The sequence below is a fragment of the Photorhabdus noenieputensis genome (assembly GCF_018448935.1).
Classification (GTDB): Bacteria; Pseudomonadota; Gammaproteobacteria; order Enterobacterales; family Enterobacteriaceae; genus Photorhabdus; species Photorhabdus noenieputensis.
Window position 1 is genome coordinate 73,225 of sequence record NZ_RCWC01000003.1, and the last position, 22,486, is coordinate 95,710.

Below are 22,486 nucleotides of genomic sequence, written 5' to 3' on the forward strand. Positions count from 1 at the left end.
GCTGCAAGAATCTTTTTATCTTAGGAAAAATTTTGTGAGTAATTATTCAAACACCTTATCGAACATTCCATTCTTATTACCAACGCCTGCTCAACGCAGACTATGGCTTATTAGCCAAGGAAATATGGACTCAGCATTATATAACGTGCCATTTTCGCTACGCTTGCGTGGTACGTTAGATAGGGAAGCGCTTGAAAAAACTATTATTTTTATGATTGAGCGTCATCCGGTATTGCGTTCACAATTTCATGTTCTCAATGGAGAATTGCAGATAACATTGAATCCGCAGTGGCCTGAATTACGTATCAGTGATCTCAGCGATTACTCCTCGGAGGAGCGAGAAACCAAAATACAGTCAATCTGTGATAGCGAAGTGAGATATTGTTTTAATCTCAGTAGTGATTTGCCTTTTCGTTGTTTATTGCTTCGGCGACAGGAGAACGATCATCAGTTGATATTTACTCTTCACCACATTGTATTTGATGATTGGTCTACTCACGTTTTTCTTAATGATTTTAGCCATGCTTATAATCAGTATAAAGTCGCTCAACAGCCTAAGTTGGCGACGATTACCTACCCGCATGTCAGTGATTCTATAACAGATATTCATATGAATAGCGCTCGTCGGCAACGCTTACGCAGCTATTGGGGAAGACAGCTAGCGGAATTGCCTGAACTACATAAATTACCTACAGATCGGCCACGGCTATTGGAACAACGGGGACGTGGCGCGATATATCATAAGTCACTGCCTTTATCTCTCGTTGGACGTATTTCTAAAATCTGCCAACGTTATGGATTAACACCTTATATGGTGGCGATTTCCGCTTTTGCGGTATTACTGAATCGTTATTCACACGATGACGACATCGTTATTGGCAGTCCGTTTGCGAATCGTCACAGTGTTGATGAACATGTCCGCCTTGGCTTTTTTATCAATTTGTTACCGTTGCGTTTTCGCTTTAACGAAGGGATAAGTTTCAGTGATCTATTGGTCCAAGCGCGCGATATATTACTTGATGCATATGAAAATGCTGATTTGCCGTTTGATGAGATTGTCGATGTGGTACAGCCTGTGCGTTCTCTGAGCCATCCCCCTGTTTTTCAGATTATGTTTGATTATTTGAAGAGTCCGGGACAAGCATTGCAACTAGATGAGCTAGAAATAGAAGTACAATTTATCCATTCTGGCACTGCTAAATATGATTTGACGTTATCGATAGAAGAATCCCCGAATTCACTACTTTGTCTGGTTGAATTTGATACTGATTTGTTTGATAACCTGACCATTACTCGCATGGTGAATCACTATGAGAAATTGTTGGATACATTGTTAAGTGAACCTGAACGTTCTGTTGCCAAATGTAGCATGCTGCCGCCAGAAGAATTGGAGGCACTGGCTCGATTCTCCCGGCCGTCAGAACCTCTGCCGGTATTAGAATTTATTTCGGTAGCTGAACGCATCAAGTCACAGGTGCGTAATAATCCAGATACCCGAGCGATTGTTTGGCGTGATCAACGTTTCACCTATGCTCAACTGGACGAGTACGCACAATGCCTGCTCGCGAAGATGCGCCAGTGTGGCGTTGGACCGGGTAGCCGGGTTGCAGTATTGATGAGCTACCGGCCAGAAATTGTCATCTCTTTTTACGCAATTCTCTCTGCGGGTGCGGTTTATGTGCCGTTGTCCCCCGCTGATCCTCGCTTCGCCGATAAGATAAATGATGCACAGCCAGTACTGATCCTCACTAGTGAACAAGATGCTGTTGGTTTAGCTGATTTTCGTGCCACTGTGCTAGAAGTTGATGGGCTGTTTCGTCAACCAGCGTTATTGGAAGCGCAACCAATTTGGCCGGTTCAGGAGAGTGATTCCGCCTATGTTATTTACACTTCTGGTTCAACGGGTAATCCAAAAGGGGTGGAGGTAAGCCACGGTAGTCTGCACGCATCGTACCATGCCTGGTGTCGGGACTATCGTTTCACCCAACCCGGTGAGCCGGTATCGCTACAACTTGCTGCACCGATTTTCGATCTCAGTATAGGGGATTTCAGTCGTACTCTAGGCTGTGGTGGATGCTTGGTTATGTGTCCGCGTGAGTGGTTGCTGGATGCCCCTGAAATGCACCGCTTAATGATGAGTGAAAGCGTGACCTTCGGCGATTTTCCTCCTGTGGTACTGCGTCAATTAATTCAATTCTGTCAGGATAATGGGCAACGTCTGGATGGATTATCAACACTGGTGTGTGGGGCTGATGTCTGGTTCGGTCATGAGCTGCATGCAGCGCAAGCGCTTTGCCGCCCGGATGCGCGTATTCTAGGTTCTTACGGTGTGACGGAAGCCACCATTGACAGCACTGTTTTTGATCCAGAAACACATCCATTGGCAGCCGGGCGAGTCATTCCATTAGGCAGGCCGCTGGCTAGCTGTGAGCTGTTCATTGTTGATAAACACCTGCAACAAGTGCCGATTGGCGTTAGTGGTGAATTATTGATTGCTGGTGTTACCGTAGCGAAAGGATATCTCAATAATCCTCAACTCACGGCAGAGAAATTTATTACCGGCAAATTCGATAGCCAAGGCCGTTTTGTGGCAGACAGTCTTGTAGCAGAGAATAGTGGTATGCGTTTTTATCGCACCTCAGATATTTGCTGTTTCCTGGCTGACGGCACTATTGATTTCATGGGACGCAGTGATCATCAGGTTAAAATTCGCGGTTTTCGCGTCGAATTAGGCGAGGTGGAGAGCGCATTACTGGAACACGCAGACGTGCGCCAATGTGCGGTTGTCGCCTGTAATGACAGTACAAACAATAAAGTGTTGGTCGCCTATGTTGTATCATCCGCAGATACTGACAAGTTACGTGGCTATTTATCCCTGCGGCTACCCAGCCATATGATGCCGCGTGCTTTTGTGTTTCTCGATAAATTACCAACCACCCCCAACGGAAAGGTTGATCGCAAGCGCTTGCAGGTTCCAGATTTCTCACTACCAGAAAATCAGGAATCTATGACAGAACCAGCTAACGCCCGTGAAGAACAATTGCTGGCATTATGGAGAACGACATTAGGGGTTCAAGTCATTGGTACGGAAGATAATTTCTTCTATTGTGGGGGTAATTCATTAATTGCTGCCAATCTGATTACGCAGATCAATAAGACATTCAATGTTCAGCTTAAACTTTCCGCTATTTTCAATCATCCGACTATCGTCGGGTTAGCCTCGTTACTGGACGATATTGAAAAAAACAGTACTGAAAAGGACGGTGTTGAAAAGAGCGGCGCGAAACAGAGTGTTGCTGTGCAGCACGTTTCACAGGGCAGTGATTTACTCTCATTCGGTCAGCGCAGTTTGTGGTTGATTGCCATGCAACAGCCGGATGATTGCAGTTACAACGTGCCTTTCACATTGCGTCTGCATGGTAATCTGCATTTTAGTGCGTTAACGCAGGCGCTGAATGATGTAGTGCAACGTCATGATGTATTGCGTACCACATTCTCCAATCAAGTCAGCAAAGTAAATGCGCCGGATGGGACATCCAGTTTTGAACCCAGTCATCAGGTTGCGCCTGAATTAACACTCTCCCTGCGTCAACAAAATATCTCCGGCGGCGAGTCTGCGCTGGCATCGAAATTGCAGGAAGAGATGATGGCAAGTTTCAATCTCGCCAATGGGCCACTCATCCGTGCGATACTGTTTACGTTGTCCCCGCAAGAGCATGTGCTTTGTATTACTCTGCATCACATTATTTCCGATGGTCGCTCGCTGGCAATACTTTTTGATGAGTTACGGCAGTGCTATCAGGCACGTCTGGCCGGTAAAGCCCCCATGCTACCTATGTTAGAAGCAAACTATAGGCATTTCATTAGCTGGCAGCGTACTCGACTGACTGAGCCAGCAGTACAGCAACAGATTCATTTCTGGCGTCAACAATTAGCGGATACGCCAGCTACTCTGATACTGAATGATATGACTACACCAACTGACGAGTCGGCAGCAATAAGCTGTGTTATTCCCCACGTGTATGTTGAAGGTGTAGAGAAACTGGCTCGTGAGCAAAACTGTACACCGTTTATGGTCTGGTTGAGTTTGTTTGCACTCCTGTTGCGTCAGCAAAGTGGTGAACAAGATCTTATCGTCGGCACACCAGTGTCGCTGCGCACCATACCTGCATGGGATGCGCTGATTGGCTACTTTGCTAATACTTTACCGGTACGTATCAATAGCCGTGAGTTGCAAACTTTTCAGCAACTCCTGATGCACACGCGACAGGTTAGTCTCGACATTCTTGAAAATCGTGATTTGCCGTTCGACTATTTGGTACAAGCACTTAATTTACCTCGTGTGGCAGGTAAAAATCCTGTTTTCCAAACTATTTTTTCCTGTGAGTTGGATCAACCAAACGATGCAACATTCGGGGGCATGAAGGTTTCAGACGTCGAATTGGGGGCCTATCGCGCCAAAATTGATTTGGAGCTGGCAATTAACCGTGTAAATGGTCAGGTTTACGCTCACTTTATGGCCATGCCGGGAGTGTTATCTGCCGTCACTCTGGAACGGATGAGTGAGTATTTGCTGGCGATGTTGCCACAACTCATTGAAAAACCAGATACTGCATTGGCTGATTTGTTGACGGTTAATTCTGACCGTAATGTTCAACCAGAACTCGTTGTTGACAAGCCACAAGGACTGTTTCAGTTGTTTCAGCAAAGCCTGTCCCGACATAGCGGACATGTGGCGCTGGAAAGTGATGAATTAAGTCTGAGTTATCAGCAGCTTGATACATTGACGGCCTATGTGGCGCAGCAATTACAACAAGCAGGTGTAGGCCGTGGTGATCGAGTTGGCATTTTGATGGGGCACCATCCACATAATGTCACCGCAATGCTGGCAATTAACCGGATCGGTGCGGTATTTGTGCCACTGGCTCCTGATAACGCCGAACCAGCAAATCGATATGTAATTGATAATGCGGAAATAAAAGCGATATTGTGCCGAAATGAAACAGCGCCTCTGTGCCAGCGTCTTGGTCTGGCGGCAATTAATATCGATGAATTAGATACAGCCAATGTACCCTATATGGCTATGGCGGCAGTCTGTCAGCCGGATGACTGCGCTTACGTTATTTACACTTCTGGATCGACGGGTAAACCGAAAGGTGTTGCTGTCTCCCACCGCAGTGCCTGCCATAACATTCTGGCAATCCGCGATGAACTGAGGCTTGAACCTTCTTCTCGCATAGTGCAGTACTCTTCACCCGTGTTTGATGTGATGTTGGGAGAAATTTTTCCAGCGCTTGCAACAGGTGCTTGCGTAGTCTTCGGTAAGAAACAGCAACTGTTGCCTGGCAGTGAGCTGACAGAGTGGCTGGCACATAAACAGATTACGCATATGTGGATTGTCCCTTCCGCGTTGGCGATAGTGCCATTAGTACCGCTGCCTAATCTCCAGGTGCTTATCGTAACCGGTGAACCTTGTATGCCCGAAGTCGCTCAGCGCTGGTCTGTAGGGCGCAGGCTGATGAATGGATACGGCCCTACTGAATGTGCGATTGTGGTATCCCTTACCGATTATCATGCCGCAGGACAAAATCTGGTGCTGCGTCCAATGGGCGATGTTCGCTTCTATTTGCTTGATGAACAGAGAAAGCCCGTGGCACCGGGGGAAATAGGTGAACTTTATTTAGCGGGAACCTGTGTTGCACAGGGCTATCTGGGTATGGATGAAAAAACCGCTGAGGTGTTTTTACCCGATATCTTTGCAACACAATTAAAGGCTCGCATGTACCGTACTGGCGATATTGTGCGCCAACGCATGGATGGCGCACTGGAGTTTGTTGGTCGGGTTGACCGTCAGGTCAAAATCCGTGGTCACCGAATTGAACTGAATGCTGTACGTGCCGCCCTAAGTTCGCTACCGGGTGTACGTCAGGCCGAAGCGCTGGCGATCACCGATAGCCAAGGGAATAAAGAGTTGGCGGGATACATTGTTGGTGAAACCAGTCGTAATGAGATCCTGAGTGCATTACGCCAACAGGTGAGTGAAGTCATGGTGCCGACAGCATTGTTCTTTCTTGATGCACTGCCTACCGGCATTACGGGAAAAGTCGATCTGAAAGCATTGGCTGAAATGAAACTGACACGCGCCGGTCAGCATCAATCTTCTCCTTTGCCCGCCAAAGTTGTGTCATCACTTAGCCGCGTTGAGGCTATCTGGCGTGAACTGCTGGAGAGGGATGAGATCGATTATGACGAAAACTTTTTCGATGCGGGCGGCCACTCCCTACGGGTCATGGCGCTATTCCAGCAATTGAATGAAGCGTTTGGTAGCGACTTGTCTGTGACCGATCTTTTCGCTCATCCCACCATTCGACAACAAGCTCAACTACTGGACACGCTATCGCAGCAAAAAACACCGGTTGCAGTCACACCGCTGATAGTCACGGAAAAGACAACCACACCAACGTTGGATGTTCCGACTCAAGATAGCAATGCTATTGCGATTATTGGTATGACTGGCCGCTTCCCTCAAGCGCCAGATCTCGACATTTTTTGGCAGCAATTACTGGCGGGTTATGATGCCAGTATGGAGTTGTCCGACGAGGAATTGTTGCAACGTGGGGTTGATCCAACTCTGTTAAGTCATCCTCGATTTGTCAGACGAGCACGTTTGCTAGAGGGTTGTGCGGAGTTTGATGCACGTTTCTTCGGTTATTCATCACGTGAAGCACAAGTGATGGACCCACAACAGCGGTTGTTTCTTGAAATGGCATGGGAAACGCTGGAATTATCTGGCTATGGCAATGATAGTACACCGCGTTCAGTGGGGGTCTTTGGTAGCAGCGGCTTCAATTATTACCTGCTGGAAAACGTCATGCCAAATAAAGACCGGATGCATCTCGACCCTGGTCAGTGGCAAATAGGTAATGACAAGGATTTTATCGCTACACGTACTGCTTACAAGCTGAACCTTAGTGGACCGGCTGTCAGTATTGGTACCGCCTGTTCGTCATCACTAACCGCTATTCACTTTGCCTGCGAAAGCTTACGACGCGGTGAATGTGATATGGCATTGGCAGGCGCTGTAGCACTCGATCCGCAACAGGTTGGCTTTGTCCATGTCAGTGGTGGAATTATGTCTCCAGATGGCCTTTGTCGGCCATTTGACGCTGCGGCCAACGGTACAGCCAGCGGCAGCGGTGGTGGGATGATATTACTGAAACGTCTGTCCGCTGCTCTGCAAGATGGCGATACCATCCATGCGGTAATTAAAGGTTCTGCTGTTAATAATGATGGCGCGCAAAAGGTGAGTTACACGGCACCAAGTATTGACGGCCAATCTTCGGTGATTAAAGACGCGCTGCGTAATGCCGGTGTATCACCCGCCAGTATCAGTTATATCGAAGCACATGGTACTGCGACCTCTTTAGGCGATCCGATAGAAGTACGTGCGCTGACTCAGGCTTTTCTGGAACAGTCTGATGGTGAAATGTTGCCTGTAGGGAGTTGCGCAATAGGTTCTGTGAAAGGAAATATAGGACATATTGATGCTGCTGCCGGTATAGCGGGTGTCATCAAAACCGTGTTGGCACTGCGCCATCAGACTTTGCCGCCAAGTATTCACTATCATCAACCCAATCCTGCAATCCACTTCGAACAGACTCCGTTTTCCGTGATCAATACAGCATGTCCGTGGCCGCAAACAAATCAACCACGTCGTGCCGGCGTCAGTTCTTTCGGTATTGGCGGCACTAATACGCACCTTATTCTGGAAGAAGCTCCGCGTCAGCAAGATACCCGTCTATTAGATGACGAACGCTGGCATCTACTGCCAATTTCAGCGAAAACGCCACAAGCATTGATTCAGCAAGGGGAGCGCTTGGCAGTAGCACTGACTACCTGTCATGAGCCATTAGCGGATATTGCCGGGACTTTGCAACAAGGACGCAGCGTTTTCAGTGAGCGTGCTTTTGTTGTAGGAAAAGATCGGGAGCAATTGATCAACCAACTACACCGACTATCACCGCAAACTCAGACTGTTAGTCGCAAACAACAGCATCGAGCGGTGATTTTTATGTTTCCGGGACAAGGCAGTCAATCTATTGAAATGGGTCAATCGCTCTATCTGCGTGATGGAGTATTCCGCCAGCAATTTGATCGCTGTGCTGAACTGCTACAGCCACACATCAAACTGGATATCAGGCAGTTAATTTATCCACAGTCGGAACGCGATAATGCTATCAGCCGGTTAAATGCGACACGTTATACCCAGCCTGCGCTGTTTACTGTTGAGTATGCGCTGGCCCGCCAGCTACAAGCTTGGGGTATTACACCGCAAGCAATGATTGGTCATAGCCTCGGTGAACTGGTTGCGGCCTGTGTAGGGGGTATGCTTGAACTGGAAGATACACTGGCATTGGTAGCCAATCGAGCTGCAATCATGCAGCGCCAACCCACAGGGGCGATGCTGGCGGTACAGGCATCATCTGAACGCATAGTTTCCCTGGCACCAGAGTGTGAATTTGCAGCCATCAACGGGCCTGAACAGTGCGTGATAACTGGTAGCCATGACAACATTGCTGTACTGGAAGAACGGTGTAACAAGGCAGGTATTTCTTGCCGGCGACTCACGACATCACATGCATTTCATAGTTCATTGATGGATGATGCCGCACAACAAATGCGGGAATTCAGCGCAGGCTTCACGCTACAATCCAGTACCATTCCGATGATATCCAATATCAGTGGCAGTTGGTTCAGTGAACAGGATCGCGATAATTCTGGTTATTGGGGAGAGCATCTGCGTCGGCCGGTACGCTTCTATGACGGTATTCTTACGTTACTGAACCATCATGACAACCCAATCCTGCTTGAAGTGGGTCCGGGGAGTGCGCTGACCAGTATGCTGAAAAACCTACAGCAGACAGGTCAAGCTCAGATACTGACCACAATGCGCCATACTCGCCAGCAAAAACCGGATGAAGAGGTGCTGCTCAATACCATCGGGCAGTTGTGGCAGCAAGGAATCGCTATCGATTGGGCTGCATTTGGTCATTCACACAAATTACATCGGGTTATGCTGCCAGTGTACCCCTTCCAACGCCAACATCTCTGGTTGGAACATCCTGTCACTACATCAGCCGCCATCATAGGTACACAGCGGAGAAAACTACCGACTTTCACACCATCATCAGATAAAGAGGGAGTCACACGGTTTACTTGTAAGCTAGATGATAATGTCTGGTTTATTGATGAACATCGCATATTCGAGGGGCAAGGTGTATTACCGGGTACCGGTTGCCTGGAATTAGTGCGTCGTGCTTTTCACGAATTGCAACCCGGTGGCACAGCCACTTTCAGTGAAGTTTACTTCCCCTCACCTTTGATACTACCGTCAGGTGTTGAGCGTCAGATACGCATCAGCTTGACTGCTATTGATCGCAGCTTTGCCTTTACGCTGGAGTCTCGCGGTGATGATGACATGTGGCAACTCCATGCAAGCGGCAATGTTACTGCCATATGCTCTCCACCAGCAGAGATTGTCTCACCTTATGAGTTGAGTCGGAATTTGCAGCTTGAAGAAGTTGCAGAGGCACCGGAGCGTTTTAATCAGGCATTTGCTGACTATGGACCACGTTGGCGATGCATTGCAGGTGTATGGATGGGGGATCGCTGTGCGTTGGCACAGTTGCGACTCAATCAGGCATTTATCGATGATTTGCCTGATATTGCATTACACCCTGCTTTGCTCGACTTGGGCACAGTGTTCTTACATGCCTGCCTGTTGCCGGGTGATGCTTCAATACCGTTCCATTATGGTTCGCTGACGCTGCATCAGCCATTACGCGCCGAATTTTACAGTCTGGCGGTTGAGACGGCTCCACGGACTTATGACATAACACTATTTAGTTGGGATGAAAATCAGAATTGCAAGCAGGTGCTGGCTGAAATCCACGGTTACAATTTACGGCAGTTCAATTCTTTACCACGCCAGCCAGCACATGAGGTGAATGTAGCACAGTGGTGTCGTTACCCTCGATGGTTGCCGAAGCCGCTAGGCGAAGCAAAACAGAATCGTGCGCCGTGGCTGATTTTTGGCGCCCAAGCCGCTGAGCTGAATGATTTATGGCAAGCGGCGGTACCCGGCAGTATCGTTGTTGAAGATGCTGATGAATTTCTGCGACAGAATACCTACCGCTTTAGTTTGCGGAAGGATCAGCCCGAAGATTATCAACGATTGATAGATTGCCTGATACAGCAACAAATGCTGCCAGAACATATTATCTGGTGCTGGACTGCGGCAGGGATTTCTCAACCAGAGGCCGCGTTTGAACAACTGGCGGCTGCAATTAAAGCGCTTACCGGTCATCACAGGGTTTTTAATATTACCCTGATTTCTCGCGGGCTACAGGCAGCCAAAGTGCTGGAAGCCTGTAATGCCGCCCCCGCGCTTGGTTTGCTCGGAATATTGGCGGCCGAGTATCCGGGGTGTTCTGCTCGTCATATCGATCTGGATGATGACACTTTTGCTACATATCAATCGCTGATTACGGAACTGTATACGGATATGCAACCGGAAGAAGCAGCAGAAGGAATTCCGGTTACCAGCATTAAGCTTAAACAAGGTGAGCGTGAATTACAGACATTTACTGAGCTTGATGAGATACCTCGTCGGCAAATTCTGCGTGATGGCGGTGTTTATCTGATTACTGGTGGATTGGGAGGTATCGGTCAGTTACTAGCGCGTCACATCAGCAATAAATGCAGTAAGGTTAAACTTGGTATTTTGAGCCGCCGAGGAGCTAATGCGGCAAGTGAAGCTTTACTCGATGTGTTACGGAATTCTGGTGCTGAAATCATGATGTTGCGCACTGATGTTGCTGATGGTGCAGCATTAAATGAAGCACTGGCACAAATGCGGGCAAAATTTGGTGCTATCAACGGTGTGATTCATTCAGCGGGTATTGAAGCCAGTGGATTGCTGGAGCATGGCACGTCGCAGGACTGGCGGCATGTGATGGCAGCAAAAGTCAGTGGTACACAACAACTGATGACGGCGATTAGTCAGGACCCTCTCGACTTTGTTCTGTTGTGCTCTTCACTTGCCTCATTGGTAGGTGGAATGGGTCAGGCCGACTATGCGGCGGCGAACCGTTATCTTGATGCCGTGGCGCACTACTGGCGACAGCAGGCTATACCGGTAACGTCAGTTAACTGGGATACCTGGGCAGAAGTGGGAATGGCCGTGAATTATGCTGCACGCCGTCAAGAAAGTGTGATCGGCCTCAGTAATCAAGAGGGCTGCGCTATTTTCGATCTGGCTATCGCCGGAATGGCAGCACAGATCGTTGTCAGTAAATTTACTACTGTTCGACGCACACAATTACAGGACTTATCAGTGATATCTGATTCCGCCAGCCCAGAGGAAGCAGTTCGTCAATTGTGGTATGAGCTACTAGGTGAAGAGACGATTCACTTGGAAGATGATTTCTTCGAACTAGGCGGTCATTCACTGTTGGCAACGCAGATGATTTCCCGTTTGCGTGATCATTTCCAACACTGTTTGACGCTGGCGGAGTTTCTCGAACAACCAACAATGGCACGTGTTGTCCGTTCACTATCTGACGATAAAAAGAGCCTGGCTCCCGATAATGCCCATATCCGCTACTGCCTGGTACCAATTAATCACGGCGGTGATGGTAATTATTCACCCTTCTTTTGTGTGCCGGGTATGGGCGGCAACGTTACCCAATTTATGCCTCTGGCAGCGGCATTACCACGAGAACTGCCATTTATCGGTATGCAGTATTTGGGGCTTGATGGAAAAACTGCGCCGCACCAATCGGTGGAAGAGATAGCAACACATTACATTGCCTGTTTGCGCTCAGTACAGAAGCAGGGGCCATATCATATCGGCGGCCATTCATTGGGCGGCAAGGTGGCTTATGAAATGGCACGACAGCTTCATGCTGAGGGAGAAAGCATCGGTTCTTTGGTGCTACTCGACTCTGCCGCACCACCCTATGCACCGGTTCCGTATCAGGAAGATGCTGATATTGCCAAAGTTATTCTTGGTATTTTTGCCTACTACACTGACCGATTGGAAATGATCGACAGCTTGGATGACAACGAAATGCGTGCATTACCACGCGAGGCGTTACTGAGCTATATAAAAGAGCAACTAAAACGTTTCTCGTTGATTCAGGCACAGAATGATATGGGCTCAATTAACGGATTGTTCAATGTCTATCGGGCTGCGTCGGATATGTCACCGAAATATCGTCCAATACCCGTACAGTTGCCAATTCCTATGCTGTTAGTAAAAGCGGTAGAACCCTTACCAAAAGGGGTTGTTGTGCCGGAGATCCGGGAGACCAATGGCTGGGGTTGGGAGAAGTTCTCCACTCTTCCCATTCGTATCGCAGAAGTGCCGGGGAATCATTATAGCTGTCTGATGGAAGAGCACGTGGCGCATGTATCGCAAGCGATAATCCATCACTTTCCATCAATAATAAAAGGAGGACAAGTATGAGTGATTCTTCCCCAACAGTTCACCTTGCTGAAAACCACCAGCATAAACGCCAATTGGCCGTGATCCTAATGACATTGGCTGTGGATGCTCTGGGTATCGGGATTGTCCTTCCCGTTTTACCCGATCTGTTGCGGGAGGTTGCCCCTCAACCACCGGAAGCGGGTGTGCCATTAATCGGGTTATTTGTCTCACTATATGCTTTTGCACAGTTCCTTTTTGCCCCGTTGTTAGGGACGCTTAGCGACGCCTGGGGAAGGCGGCCGGTATTGCTTGCAACACTGTTTGGCACAGCGCTGAGCTATACGCTGGTGGCAACAGCACCATCGCTAGGATGGCTGGTGGCCGGTATATTTCTTTCAGGCTCCACCGCCGCCAGTACTTCCGCTGCATCGGCTTACGTAGCAGATATTACACCAGAAACACAACGGGCCGCGCGTTTTGGTCTGGTCAGTGGTGTTCTTGGCTTCGGCATGGTTGCCGGGCCAGCTTTCGGAGGGCTATTGGGTATGATTGAACCGCGCCTTCCGTTTGTCATTGCTGGCTCACTGGCAGCCGTGAACGCGATTGCCGCTATGTTCGTTCTGAACGAAAGTCTGACCAAGGAGAACCGGCGTTCGTTCGACTGGCGTCGGGCCAACCCTTTGGGCAGCCTGAAACTACTGGCGACGGATGGGGTACTGAGACGACTGGTTTATGCTTCGGCTCTTGGCATGGTGGCTTATGGCATTTTTCTGGCCTGTTTTGTCTTACTCAATGAAATACGTTTGGGCTGGGGGCCACGTGAAAACGGTTTGGCTCTCACCGGACTCGGCATCGGAATCATCATAACGCAAACTTGGTTGCTAAAAATGTTCGTGGCGCGCTGTAACGAATACCGCACAGCGATCATCGGTTACGGACTCTATATGTTGGCGTTTATCGCTTATAGCCTGGCTGTATCACCACTTATTGTTGCGGGTGCAATTACTCTGCATGCACTAGCGTTGATCAGCGATTCGACGCTTCGTGCTTTGATTTCATTACGTGCGGGCAATGAGCGACAAGGGGAATATCTGGGAGCACAGAACTGTATGTTGGGTCTGGCTATCACTGTTTCACCGCTGTTGGGAGCGTTATTGCTGCATTTTTCATCTCGCCAAGGACAATCTCTCTATTTTCAAGGGTTTCCCTTTGTTATTGCTGTCGTTGTTTGCTTCTGCGCCATATTGATTTTGCTGCGTGGTTCTCAGGCAGACGTCACATTACGCAATTTGTATAAATAAAAATATCACCAGCCTGTGAGGATTAATTATGAAACAACATCAAGGGACCTATTACCCCCTGACCGCGGCACAGCAGGAAATTTGGCTGGCTGAACAATTAAATGTAAGCGCAGGAATTTATAACACGGGTTGTTATATTGATATTTCAGGCGCTATCGATATTGAGACACTTAACACGGCATTGTCCCAGTTGATAGATGAAGCTGAGTGTTTACGAGTGGTGGTTGTACAGCACCCACAAGGACCCCAGCAACAGATCGTTACTAATCTGCAATGGAGCTGCCCGCTTATTGATCTATCTCACCATGTGGATGCGTTAACAGAAGCTGAAATCTGGATGAAGGCTGAATTGGTGCGGCCAATGGATTTAACACAGGGGCCATTGTTTGGTTTTGCGCTGCTAAAAATCAGTGATGAACACTATTTTTTGTTTATTCGCGTCCATCATCTGGCTAGTGACGCTTTTGGCACTACGTTGCTGATTCAGCGGCTTGCTGAACTGTATACCCAGAAATTGACTGGCGCTGATGAGCTGGAAAATCCTTTCGGACCTCTGAGCGATCTGTTGGCTTTTGATAAAGAATATCGTCGCTCGGAAAATTTTCAACATGACCGTCAATGGTGGTCACAGTATATGGCAGGCCGAAGTGAGCCACAGAGCCTTGCCGTAGGAGCGAAACCCGGTCAGTTTGCCGATTTGGGTTCATTCAGTTGCACCCAGTGTGAAATTCCGGCAAAAGTCAATGATATCCTGCGTGCTCTGAGTGAAGAGAATGGAAGTAGTATGGCACAAATTATTGTTGCTATCGTTGCTTCCTGGATTTCTCGCATGACCGATAAGCAGGATATTACTTTAGGTATGCCAGTCACTGCGCGTTCAGGGCGGGCGTTACGCGCTATTCCAGGTATGGTATCCAATGTATTACCTCTGCGTCTGACCATAGATCCTGCTCATTCCATAGGCGACATTAGTAAACAGGTCAGCCAAGAAATCCGCCAGTTACTCAAACATCAGCAGTATCGTTCTGAAGATATCTATCGTGATTTACAGCGAAATGGTTCTGCCCCCCGCTTGTTTGCGCAGAATATTAATGTGATGCTGTTTAACAGCAATGTGAGCTTTGCGGGTAATTTTGGGCGCACCAAAAATTTGTCCAGTGGTCCGGTAGAAGACCTCTCTGTGACCATTTATTATCATGACGAAGGCGGCAATTTGCAGTTTACGCTCGATACCAATGATAACCTCTACACTCCCCACGATATTAACCTGCAAAAATCTCTTTTTCAGCACTTCATCACTGAATTGCTGGCGGATATATCACGTCCTATTGGTGAACTGACATTGCCAGGTTGGCACATAGGAGACAGCCTATTACCTGCACGGCGTACAGTATTAAATGAGGAAACACTGACCTCGCGCTTTGAACAACAGGCAATTGCCATGCCAGATAGTGTGGCGCTGACTTATCAGCAGGAGAATGTGAGTTATACGGTATTGAACCAACGTGCTAACCAACTGGCGCGCTATTTAGTATCTCAACAAATAGGTCCTGAACAGCGTGTTGTAGTCTGTTTACCCCGTTCTATTGAGATGATGGTGACACTGCTGGCTATCATCAAGGCTGGTGCTGCTTACGTGCCAGTAGAAGCGGATTATCCGCAAAGTCGTCTTGATTTTATGATTGATGATGCTGAACCTGCTTGTGTGATCACCACCAGTGAAATTGTGCAACGCCTGACAACCAATACCCCCATGTTACTGCTAGATGATCCCGAATTACTCACCCATCTGGAAATACAGAGTGTTGCTGATCTGTCTGACAAAGAGCGCTTGCAACCGCTGATTTCGGCACATCCTGCTTATATCATTTACACTTCTGGCTCCACCGGCGTGCCCAAGGGCGTGGTAGTGACTCATCATAATGTGATGCGTTTACTACAAAGTACTCAGCGCTGGTTTAATTTCTCTGCAACTGATTGTTGGACAATGTTTCACTCTTATGCGTTTGATTTTGCTGTCTGGGAGTGTTGGGGAGCATTGCTCAATGGCGGAAGACTGGTGATTGTCCCTTGGGAAGTTAGTCGTTCGCCTACAGATTTTTTGCGGCTTTTAGTTAGCGAAAAAGTGACGGTGTTAAACCAAACACCCTCAGCGTTTCAGGCGCTGATCCATGCTGATCGCGAAGCCCCTCAGCTTGGGCACAGTTTGATGCTACGCACGGTGATTTTTGGCGGAGAAGCGCTGAATACGCATATCCTGGAGGAGTGGTATCAAAGGCACGCTGATAACGCTCCTCAGTTGATCAACATGTATGGTATTACTGAAACCACTGTACATGTGACCTATTTCCCTCTTTCACGTGAAGTCATTGCGCTGCCTGCCTCAAGTCTTATCGGTGAACCTATTGATGATCTCAGTATTTATATTCTTGATGAGACTCAGTGCCCGGTTCCGGTAGGTTTTGTGGGTGAGATATATGTGGGTGGCGCGGGAGTAGCCCGTGGTTATCTGAATCGTCCTGAACTTACTGCTGAACGCTTCATTGCTGATCCCTTTGCCGGCACAGATGCGCGTATGTATCGCACGGGTGACCTGGCAAGATTGCGTCGGGATGGGGTATTGGACTTCCTTGGCCGCACTGACGATCAAGTTAAAATCCGCGGCTTCCGTATTGAATTGGGCGAAGTGGCGGCGGCGCTAAATGCACATCCTGATATCGTACAGTCTGAGGTCATTGTGCGTGAAGATGAAGGTCAACAGAAGCGGTTGGTGAGTTATGTCATTGCTCATAAGGGTATTACACTTGAACCACAGTTAATACGTTCCAGTCTGGCCACATTCTTGCCCGAAGCGATGATTCCAGCGGCAATAGTGCAGCTTGATCACTTCCCGTTGACCATTAATGGAAAGTTAGACCGAAAGGCGTTGCCGAAACCCATGTGGAACAGTGTAGTAGTCAATGAAAATAGCTCCTCCAGCCCACAAGAACTCTCGCTTTGTCGTCTATTTGCCGAGTTGTTGGGATTAGAAAATATCTCTCCAGAGGATAATTTCTTTGAGCTCGGCGGCGAATCTTTGGTTGCAATGCGGGTAATAGCAAGAGTGCGTAGTGACTTCGGCGTTGAAATAACGTTACGCGATCTATTTAACGCACCGAGGGTCAGCCAACTGGTACAACGATTGAACGCTTTGCAGCAGGAAAATGAAGTCGTCAGCCAGACCTAAATTTTTAACGTGATTATGTCGGTAAATAAATAAAATAGAGGACAAAACATGATGAACCGAATAGGTGAGTTAACCGCAGAACTTCTTAGCTCAATGAATCAGTATGACCTTAAACGACTGGATAATATTTTTTCCGAAGATATTTCACTTTATTATCCGGGCCTTCCTCCAATGGTAGGTAAAAAGATGTCGCTTATTTTTCTCAAGAAACTTTTCTCAAATTTTGAATATTTACATTTTAAGCAAACTGGTTTTATTGCTAGTAATAACCAAGCTTGCGTTATTTGGGAAAATGAAGGACGCCGTAAAAATAGTGATATTTATAGCAATATGGGCGTGACATTAATAGAAATTATGGACGACAAAATAGTTCTTCTCAGCGATTACTTTAAATTTGAAGTGCCGCATTAAGCAGGATATCGCTGTAATAAAAACTTGGTGCTTTTTGGATGTTGTATTTGGTTTAGCTATTACCGCTACGCTCTTATTTTATTCGTCTGGCTTGCAAGGCGAAGGTGAAACAGTGGCTATAAACTGTTTCACCTTTAGTAATAGTTGCTACATGTAACAACATGGATGATTACGTATAACCGTTTCATGCAAAGATAACCATAACCATTCTATTTTGTTCCGTCAGGGAGAATAAGATTAATATCGTTCAATACTATCAATCATATTTTTTCCGGAAAATCTTTAATCCTGAGTGGCAGATTTACCCCTGCCACGTTTATTCAGAAACCTAAGCTATCCAGTAAATCATCAACCTGAGCTTGATTAGCGATAACACCCACGCCATTTTGATTCACCTGCGGACCATTTAGCAAACTGTCAGCCTCTTTCTTGGTTTTTATCACCTGATCAGCCGGCATGTTTTCCATTAATACCATCACCAACTGTTTTTCTATTTCCTGAATAACATCCATCATCCGCTTAATAACCTGACCGGTAAGATCCTGGAAATCTTGCGCCATCATGATCTCCAGCAATTGAGCGTTAGTGAATGCGGTATGTTCAGGTACCGTATTGAGGTAATTCCGGGTATCCATAACCAACGAACGTGCCACAGGCATCTCAACAGGGTTTTCAAACCACTCATCCCAACGTTTTTTCAGTGATATTGCCGATGACTCTAACTCATTCTGACGAGGTTGCGCCGCTTCAACACAATTAAGCGCCCTTTCCGCCGCTTGCGCCGTCATCTGCACAACATAGTCCAAACGTTCCCTTGCATCAGGTATTGCCTCAGCCGCCTGAGCAATAGTTTTATCCAATCCCAACTCACGTAAACTATCACGCAACATGCGCGTAAGTTGCCCGATACGGCTGATAATTTCACTGGCGCTAATGGTCTCATCCCTTGGCATGACTGGATTTACACTCATTATGTCTCCTTAGAGGCCCAGTTTTTCAAATATTTTATTAAGCTTTTCTTCCAAAGTAGCTGCGGTAAAAGGTTTAACAACATAACCACTGGCACCGGCTTGTGCCGCAGCAATAATATTTTCTTTCTTCGCTTCTGCTGTCACCATCAAAACCGGTATCTTAGCCAATTGTGCATCTTCTCGAATGACTTTTAGCAACTCTAAACCATCCATATTAGGCATATTCCAATCAGAGATAATAAAGTCAAATTGAGATGAACGAATCTTAGCCAGGGCTTCTGCCCCATCTTGAGCCTCTTCTACATTATTAAAGCCCAATTCTTTTAAAAGGTTACGAACGATGCGACGCATGGTTGAAAAATCATCAACCACCAAAAATCTTAGATCCTTATTCGCCATAAAAACTCCTTGAAATTATTTACCAGTCAGCACAGAGCCACTTAAAAAATTAAATTTATCCGACAGCCGTTAAATACGGACAGCTTGCCCCGAGCTTATTTTTGCCAGCATTCTCTTGCTCATTTTGAGTATATCCATAACCTCATGCACAGCCCCCATTTGTATTGCCGCTCTTGGCATACCAAATACCACGCAACTTGCTTCATCCTGCGCCAATGTGTACGCTCCCGCTTGTTTCATCTCCAGTAAACCTGCCGCGCCATCACTGCCCATGCCGGTTAATAACACTCCAACAGCATTTCTCCCGGCAAATTTAGCCACTGATCGGAACAACACATCCACAGATGGGCGATGACGATTAACAGCCGGCGCATCGGTGATTAGAACCTGGTAATCAGCACCATTGCGGCATAGCTCCATATGGCGATCACCCGGAGCAATGTAGGCATGCCCCGGCAAAATCCGCTCACCATTTTCAGCCTCTTTTACGGTAATTTGGCTAAGTTTATTCAGTCGTTCAGCAAAAGAACGGGTAAAACCAGGTGGCATATGTTGAGTAATGAGTAGTGCCGGGCTGGTAACAGGTAACGGTTGCAACAAATTCTTTATTGCTTCCGTCCCTCCAGTAGAAGCACCTACTGCTATCAGTTTTTCACTGGATAACAAAGGCTTAAAACTTAAAGGAGCAGAACTTACTGACGTGGCTATTGGCACAGATAGTTTGGCCTGTGCTGCTGTCCGTATTTTCTCCGCGATAAGTTCACTGTAAGCCAGCATGCCTTCACGAATACCCAATTGAGGTTTGGTTACAAAATCAATAGCACCAAGTTCCAATGCCCTTAATGTGATTTCAGATCCTTTGGCTGTCAGAGAAGAGATCATAACCACCGGCATTGGCCGTAAACGCATTAATTTTTCCAGAAAATCAATGCCATCCATGCGTGGCATTTCAACATCCAGTGTAAGTACTTGTGGATTATGCTTTTTAATCAGATCACGTGCTACCAGTGGATCTGGCGCACAAGCCACTACCTCCATATCCGGGTGACTATTGATGATCTCTCGCATGATTTGACGCATAAGCGCTGAATCATCGACACAAAGAACAGTTATTTTATTCATGACCTCTCCTTGCCTGGCCTACACCGTAAACGGTCTGTCCTTGCAAGTAGAATTCCCGGCTTATTTGAGTGACATTTTCAGAATGCCCCGCAAAGAGCAATCCATCGGGTTTTAACAAAGCAACAAAATGGCGCAGTATCCGTTCCTGCGTCTTTTTATCAAAATAAATCATAACATTACGGCAAAAGATGGCATCAAACTTCTCTTCAAACGGCCAATTGGGATCTAACAGGTTTAGATGCTGGAATGTCACCATGTCAGCAAGTTGGGGCCGGACACGAGCATAACCTTCATAAGATCCAACGCCTTTAAAAAAGTAACGCTTTCTCTGTTGATCAGTCAGTTGACGCAATTCATCCAATCGATAAACCCCTTTGCGGGCTTTTTCCAGTACATGGGTATCAATATCACTGGCAATAATTTTTACCCGGTGAAAACGCTCCCCCAACACATCGCTTAGCGTCATGGCAATCGAATAGGGCTCTTCTCCTGTCGATGCCGCGGCACTCCATACCCGGTACGATCCATTCTTCTTACTTGCATGTTTAGCTAACAGAGGAAAATGATGAGCTTCCCTGAAAAAAGCCGTCAGGTTAGTTGTTAACGCATTGACAAATTCCTGCCACTCCTCGCTATTCATGTCGTTTTCAAGAATGAACAGGTATTGCCCAAAATCACGTATTCCAAGGGTACGCAAACGCCGAATTAAACGGTTGTAAACCATCTCCCGTTTATGCGCGGCCAGCACAATACCTGCACGTTGATATATAAGCTGACAGATACGCTTAAAATGCGCATCTGACATGGTATAACGCTGAATCATGTGATTCAGTGGCGAAGACGGCAAACTACTTGTCGCTGAAACAATTAAATTTGATTTCATCTGGCCTCAGCGAGTCTGACTGACTGCCCCTTCGCTATCCGCAGACCTCAGCGTCAGTGAAAGTTCATTTTCAATCTTATTTTCTGAATTATCTGGTAACTCAAACTGTGCCACTATTTGCACCAAAATATCTGCCTGATCTTCAAGTGCCGCCGCTGCCGCGGCTGACTGTTCAACCAATGCAGCGTTCTGCTGAGTAACCTGATCCATCTGTGTAACAGCTTGTGCTACCTGATGAATACCCCGACTTTGCTCATCAGATGCCGCAGCAATTTCAGCCATCAGATCTGTGACTTGGTTCACAGAAACAACCAATTCATTCATGGTTTTTCCTGCATGGCTAACTAATTCAGAACCTTGGCTTACCCGTTGAACGGATTCACTAATTAACGTTTTAATCTCTTTCGCTGCTTCGGCACTTCGCTGAGCAAGGTCTCTCACTTCGCCAGCAACAACAGAGAAACCTCGGCCTTGTTCTCCTGCCCGCGCGGCTTCTACCGCGGCATTCAGTGCCAGAATATTGGTCTGAAATGCAATACCATCAATAACGCTGATAATGGCACTGATTTTCTGTGAGCTATTGGCAATTGCATCCATTGTTTCCACAACATCAACTGTCAGTTCTCCACCTTTAGAGGCTGTCTTCGATGCAGATACCGCCAATTCACTGGCCTGACGAGCATTTTCCGCATTCTGACGCACAGTTGCAGTCAGTTGTTCCATACTGGCGGCTGTTTCTTCCAGTGATGCCGCTTGCTCTTCAGTGCGGGAAGAAAGATCGGTATTACCCTGAGTAATTTCCTGAATACCGCTATACATCAAATTAGTATTCTCTTTTACCAAAGTGATGGAATTAACCAGTGAGCGTTGCATTTCACGTAATTTGAGGAACACTTCACCAATTTCATCTTGGGTGAAAACAGAAACTTCTTTATTGAGTTTTCCTTCCGCAACATTCTGGAAGTGACTACGCATATTGGCAAAAGGTCTGAGCAGATTCTTTTTTAACCACCAATGAGCCGCCCAGGCAACAACCAGAACCATTAAGATCGCACCTGCAAACATGGCAACTGAAATTCGGTAATAAAGACGACCATCTTGAACAGCGGTTGTAATCTCCTCTCCGATATACTGCATATAATGATTGAAATCGGACTCAAGTTGCTGCTGATACTTTTCTGTCGGCTGGTTTAAGAATGCATCATAATTACCACTTTCTAAAAACACCGAAAGCTCTCTAAGCGCTCCGATATATTCTTTATAACTGGTCTCTACCGAGGCCAATAATACGCTACTGCCATCCTCTTCATTTAATTTAGGTAGCGCAATAAACTCGGCAAAATGCATCTCAGCTCTATCCAAGGTCTCCTTAACATTAGCGACCATACTCTCAATGTGAGATTCAGATTGTTGCAGCGTTTTCCCTACAGCGATTCGATTCAGTGTATTACGCGATTGCAGCAAAGCTGCCCAGCTCAATCCTAAGGTATCCCTCTTCTGTGTCCCCAGATCGATTCGTTCAATATAAGATTGATCTGCGTGAATGATTCCAAGTGATAAACCACTTGAGATTATCTGCATTACACAAAACATCATCAGTAACAGATATAAACTGGTTGATATACGAAGCCTGCCTAACATGTAATCACCTCTGTTAACGGCTGCATATGCAGCCGCAGTTAT

9 protein-coding genes and 1 pseudogene are annotated in these 22,486 nt (G+C 47.0%); 4 read left to right on the plus strand and 6 right to left on the minus strand.

What is annotated here, in order from left to right; all coding sequences use genetic code 11:
• Positions 1-34 precede the first annotated feature (34 nt).
• The 4 genes from EAE91_RS03825 to EAE91_RS03840 are packed head-to-tail and all read left to right on the plus strand — an operon-like array spanning position 35 to position 17,428.
• A complete protein-coding gene (locus tag EAE91_RS03825) occupies positions 35-12,529 on the plus strand; it encodes a hybrid non-ribosomal peptide synthetase/type I polyketide synthase (RefSeq protein ID WP_247983071.1) in 12,495 nt (4,164 codons plus the stop codon).
• The gene (locus EAE91_RS03830) at positions 12,526-13,791 is read left to right on the plus strand and encodes an MFS transporter (protein ID WP_214087328.1); all 1,266 of its coding nucleotides are present in this window, start codon (positions 12,526-12,528) and stop codon (positions 13,789-13,791) included. Before EAE91_RS03825 ends, EAE91_RS03830 begins: the two co-directional genes overlap by 4 nt.
• Before the next feature lie 28 nt (positions 13,792-13,819).
• On the plus strand, positions 13,820-17,017 hold the full coding sequence (locus EAE91_RS03835) for a non-ribosomal peptide synthetase (protein ID WP_214087329.1): 3,198 nt from the start codon (positions 13,820-13,822) through the stop codon (positions 17,015-17,017).
• Positions 17,018-17,065: 48 nt separating this feature from the next.
• Positions 17,066-17,428, plus strand: a complete 363-nt coding sequence (locus EAE91_RS03840) for a nuclear transport factor 2 family protein (RefSeq protein ID WP_244868653.1) — start codon at positions 17,066-17,068, stop codon at positions 17,426-17,428.
• 150 nt (positions 17,429-17,578) lie between these two features.
• Here EAE91_RS03840 and EAE91_RS24895 read toward each other — a convergent pair.
• The 6 genes and pseudogenes from EAE91_RS24895 to EAE91_RS03865 all read right to left on the minus strand — a co-directional run.
• Positions 17,579-17,647: pseudogene (locus tag EAE91_RS24895) on the minus strand (hypothetical protein); the annotation flags it as partial.
• A gap of 101 nt (positions 17,648-17,748) precedes the next feature.
• The gene (cheZ, locus tag EAE91_RS03845) at positions 17,749-18,399 is read right to left on the minus strand and encodes a protein phosphatase CheZ (protein WP_214087330.1); all 651 of its coding nucleotides are present in this window, start codon (positions 18,397-18,399) and stop codon (positions 17,749-17,751) included.
• Between the two features lie 9 nt (positions 18,400-18,408).
• Entirely contained in the window at positions 18,409-18,798 is a 390-nt protein-coding gene (cheY, locus tag EAE91_RS03850; RefSeq protein WP_214087331.1) for a chemotaxis response regulator CheY, read from the minus strand.
• A 69-nt stretch (positions 18,799-18,867) separates the two neighbouring features.
• Positions 18,868-19,920 (minus strand): protein-glutamate methylesterase/protein-glutamine glutaminase, encoded by a 1,053-nt coding sequence (locus EAE91_RS03855; RefSeq protein WP_214087332.1) that lies wholly within the window; start codon positions 19,918-19,920, stop codon positions 18,868-18,870.
• Complete coding sequence (gene cheR / locus EAE91_RS03860) at positions 19,913-20,803, minus strand: protein-glutamate O-methyltransferase CheR (protein ID WP_214087333.1); 891 nt, start codon at positions 20,801-20,803, stop codon at positions 19,913-19,915. The genes EAE91_RS03855 and cheR overlap by 8 nt, the downstream gene beginning before the upstream one ends.
• Positions 20,804-20,809: 6 nt before the next feature.
• Positions 20,810-22,444, minus strand: a complete 1,635-nt coding sequence (locus tag EAE91_RS03865) for a methyl-accepting chemotaxis protein (RefSeq protein ID WP_214087334.1) — start codon at positions 22,442-22,444, stop codon at positions 20,810-20,812.
• Positions 22,445-22,486: the final 42 nt, after the last annotated feature.

Bases quoted from the DNA above. Each gene is read 5' to 3' on its own strand.
- EAE91_RS03855 (WP_214087332.1), bottom strand. From the start codon at position 19,920: ATGAATAAAATAACTGTTCTTTGTGTCGATGATTCAGCGCTTATGCGT.
- cheY (WP_214087331.1), bottom strand. From the start codon at position 18,798: ATGGCGAATAAGGATCTAAGATTTTTGGTGGTTGATGATTTTTCAACC.
- cheR (WP_214087333.1), bottom strand. From the start codon at position 20,803: ATGAAATCAAATTTAATTGTTTCAGCGACAAGTAGTTTGCCGTCTTCG.
- cheZ (WP_214087330.1), bottom strand. From the start codon at position 18,399: ATGAGTGTAAATCCAGTCATGCCAAGGGATGAGACCATTAGCGCCAGT.
- EAE91_RS03840 (WP_244868653.1), top strand. From the start codon at position 17,066: ATGATGAACCGAATAGGTGAGTTAACCGCAGAACTTCTTAGCTCAATG.
- EAE91_RS03865 (WP_214087334.1), bottom strand. From the start codon at position 22,444: ATGTTAGGCAGGCTTCGTATATCAACCAGTTTATATCTGTTACTGATG.
- EAE91_RS03835 (WP_214087329.1), top strand. From the start codon at position 13,820: ATGAAACAACATCAAGGGACCTATTACCCCCTGACCGCGGCACAGCAG.
- EAE91_RS03830 (WP_214087328.1), top strand. From the start codon at position 12,526: ATGAGTGATTCTTCCCCAACAGTTCACCTTGCTGAAAACCACCAGCAT.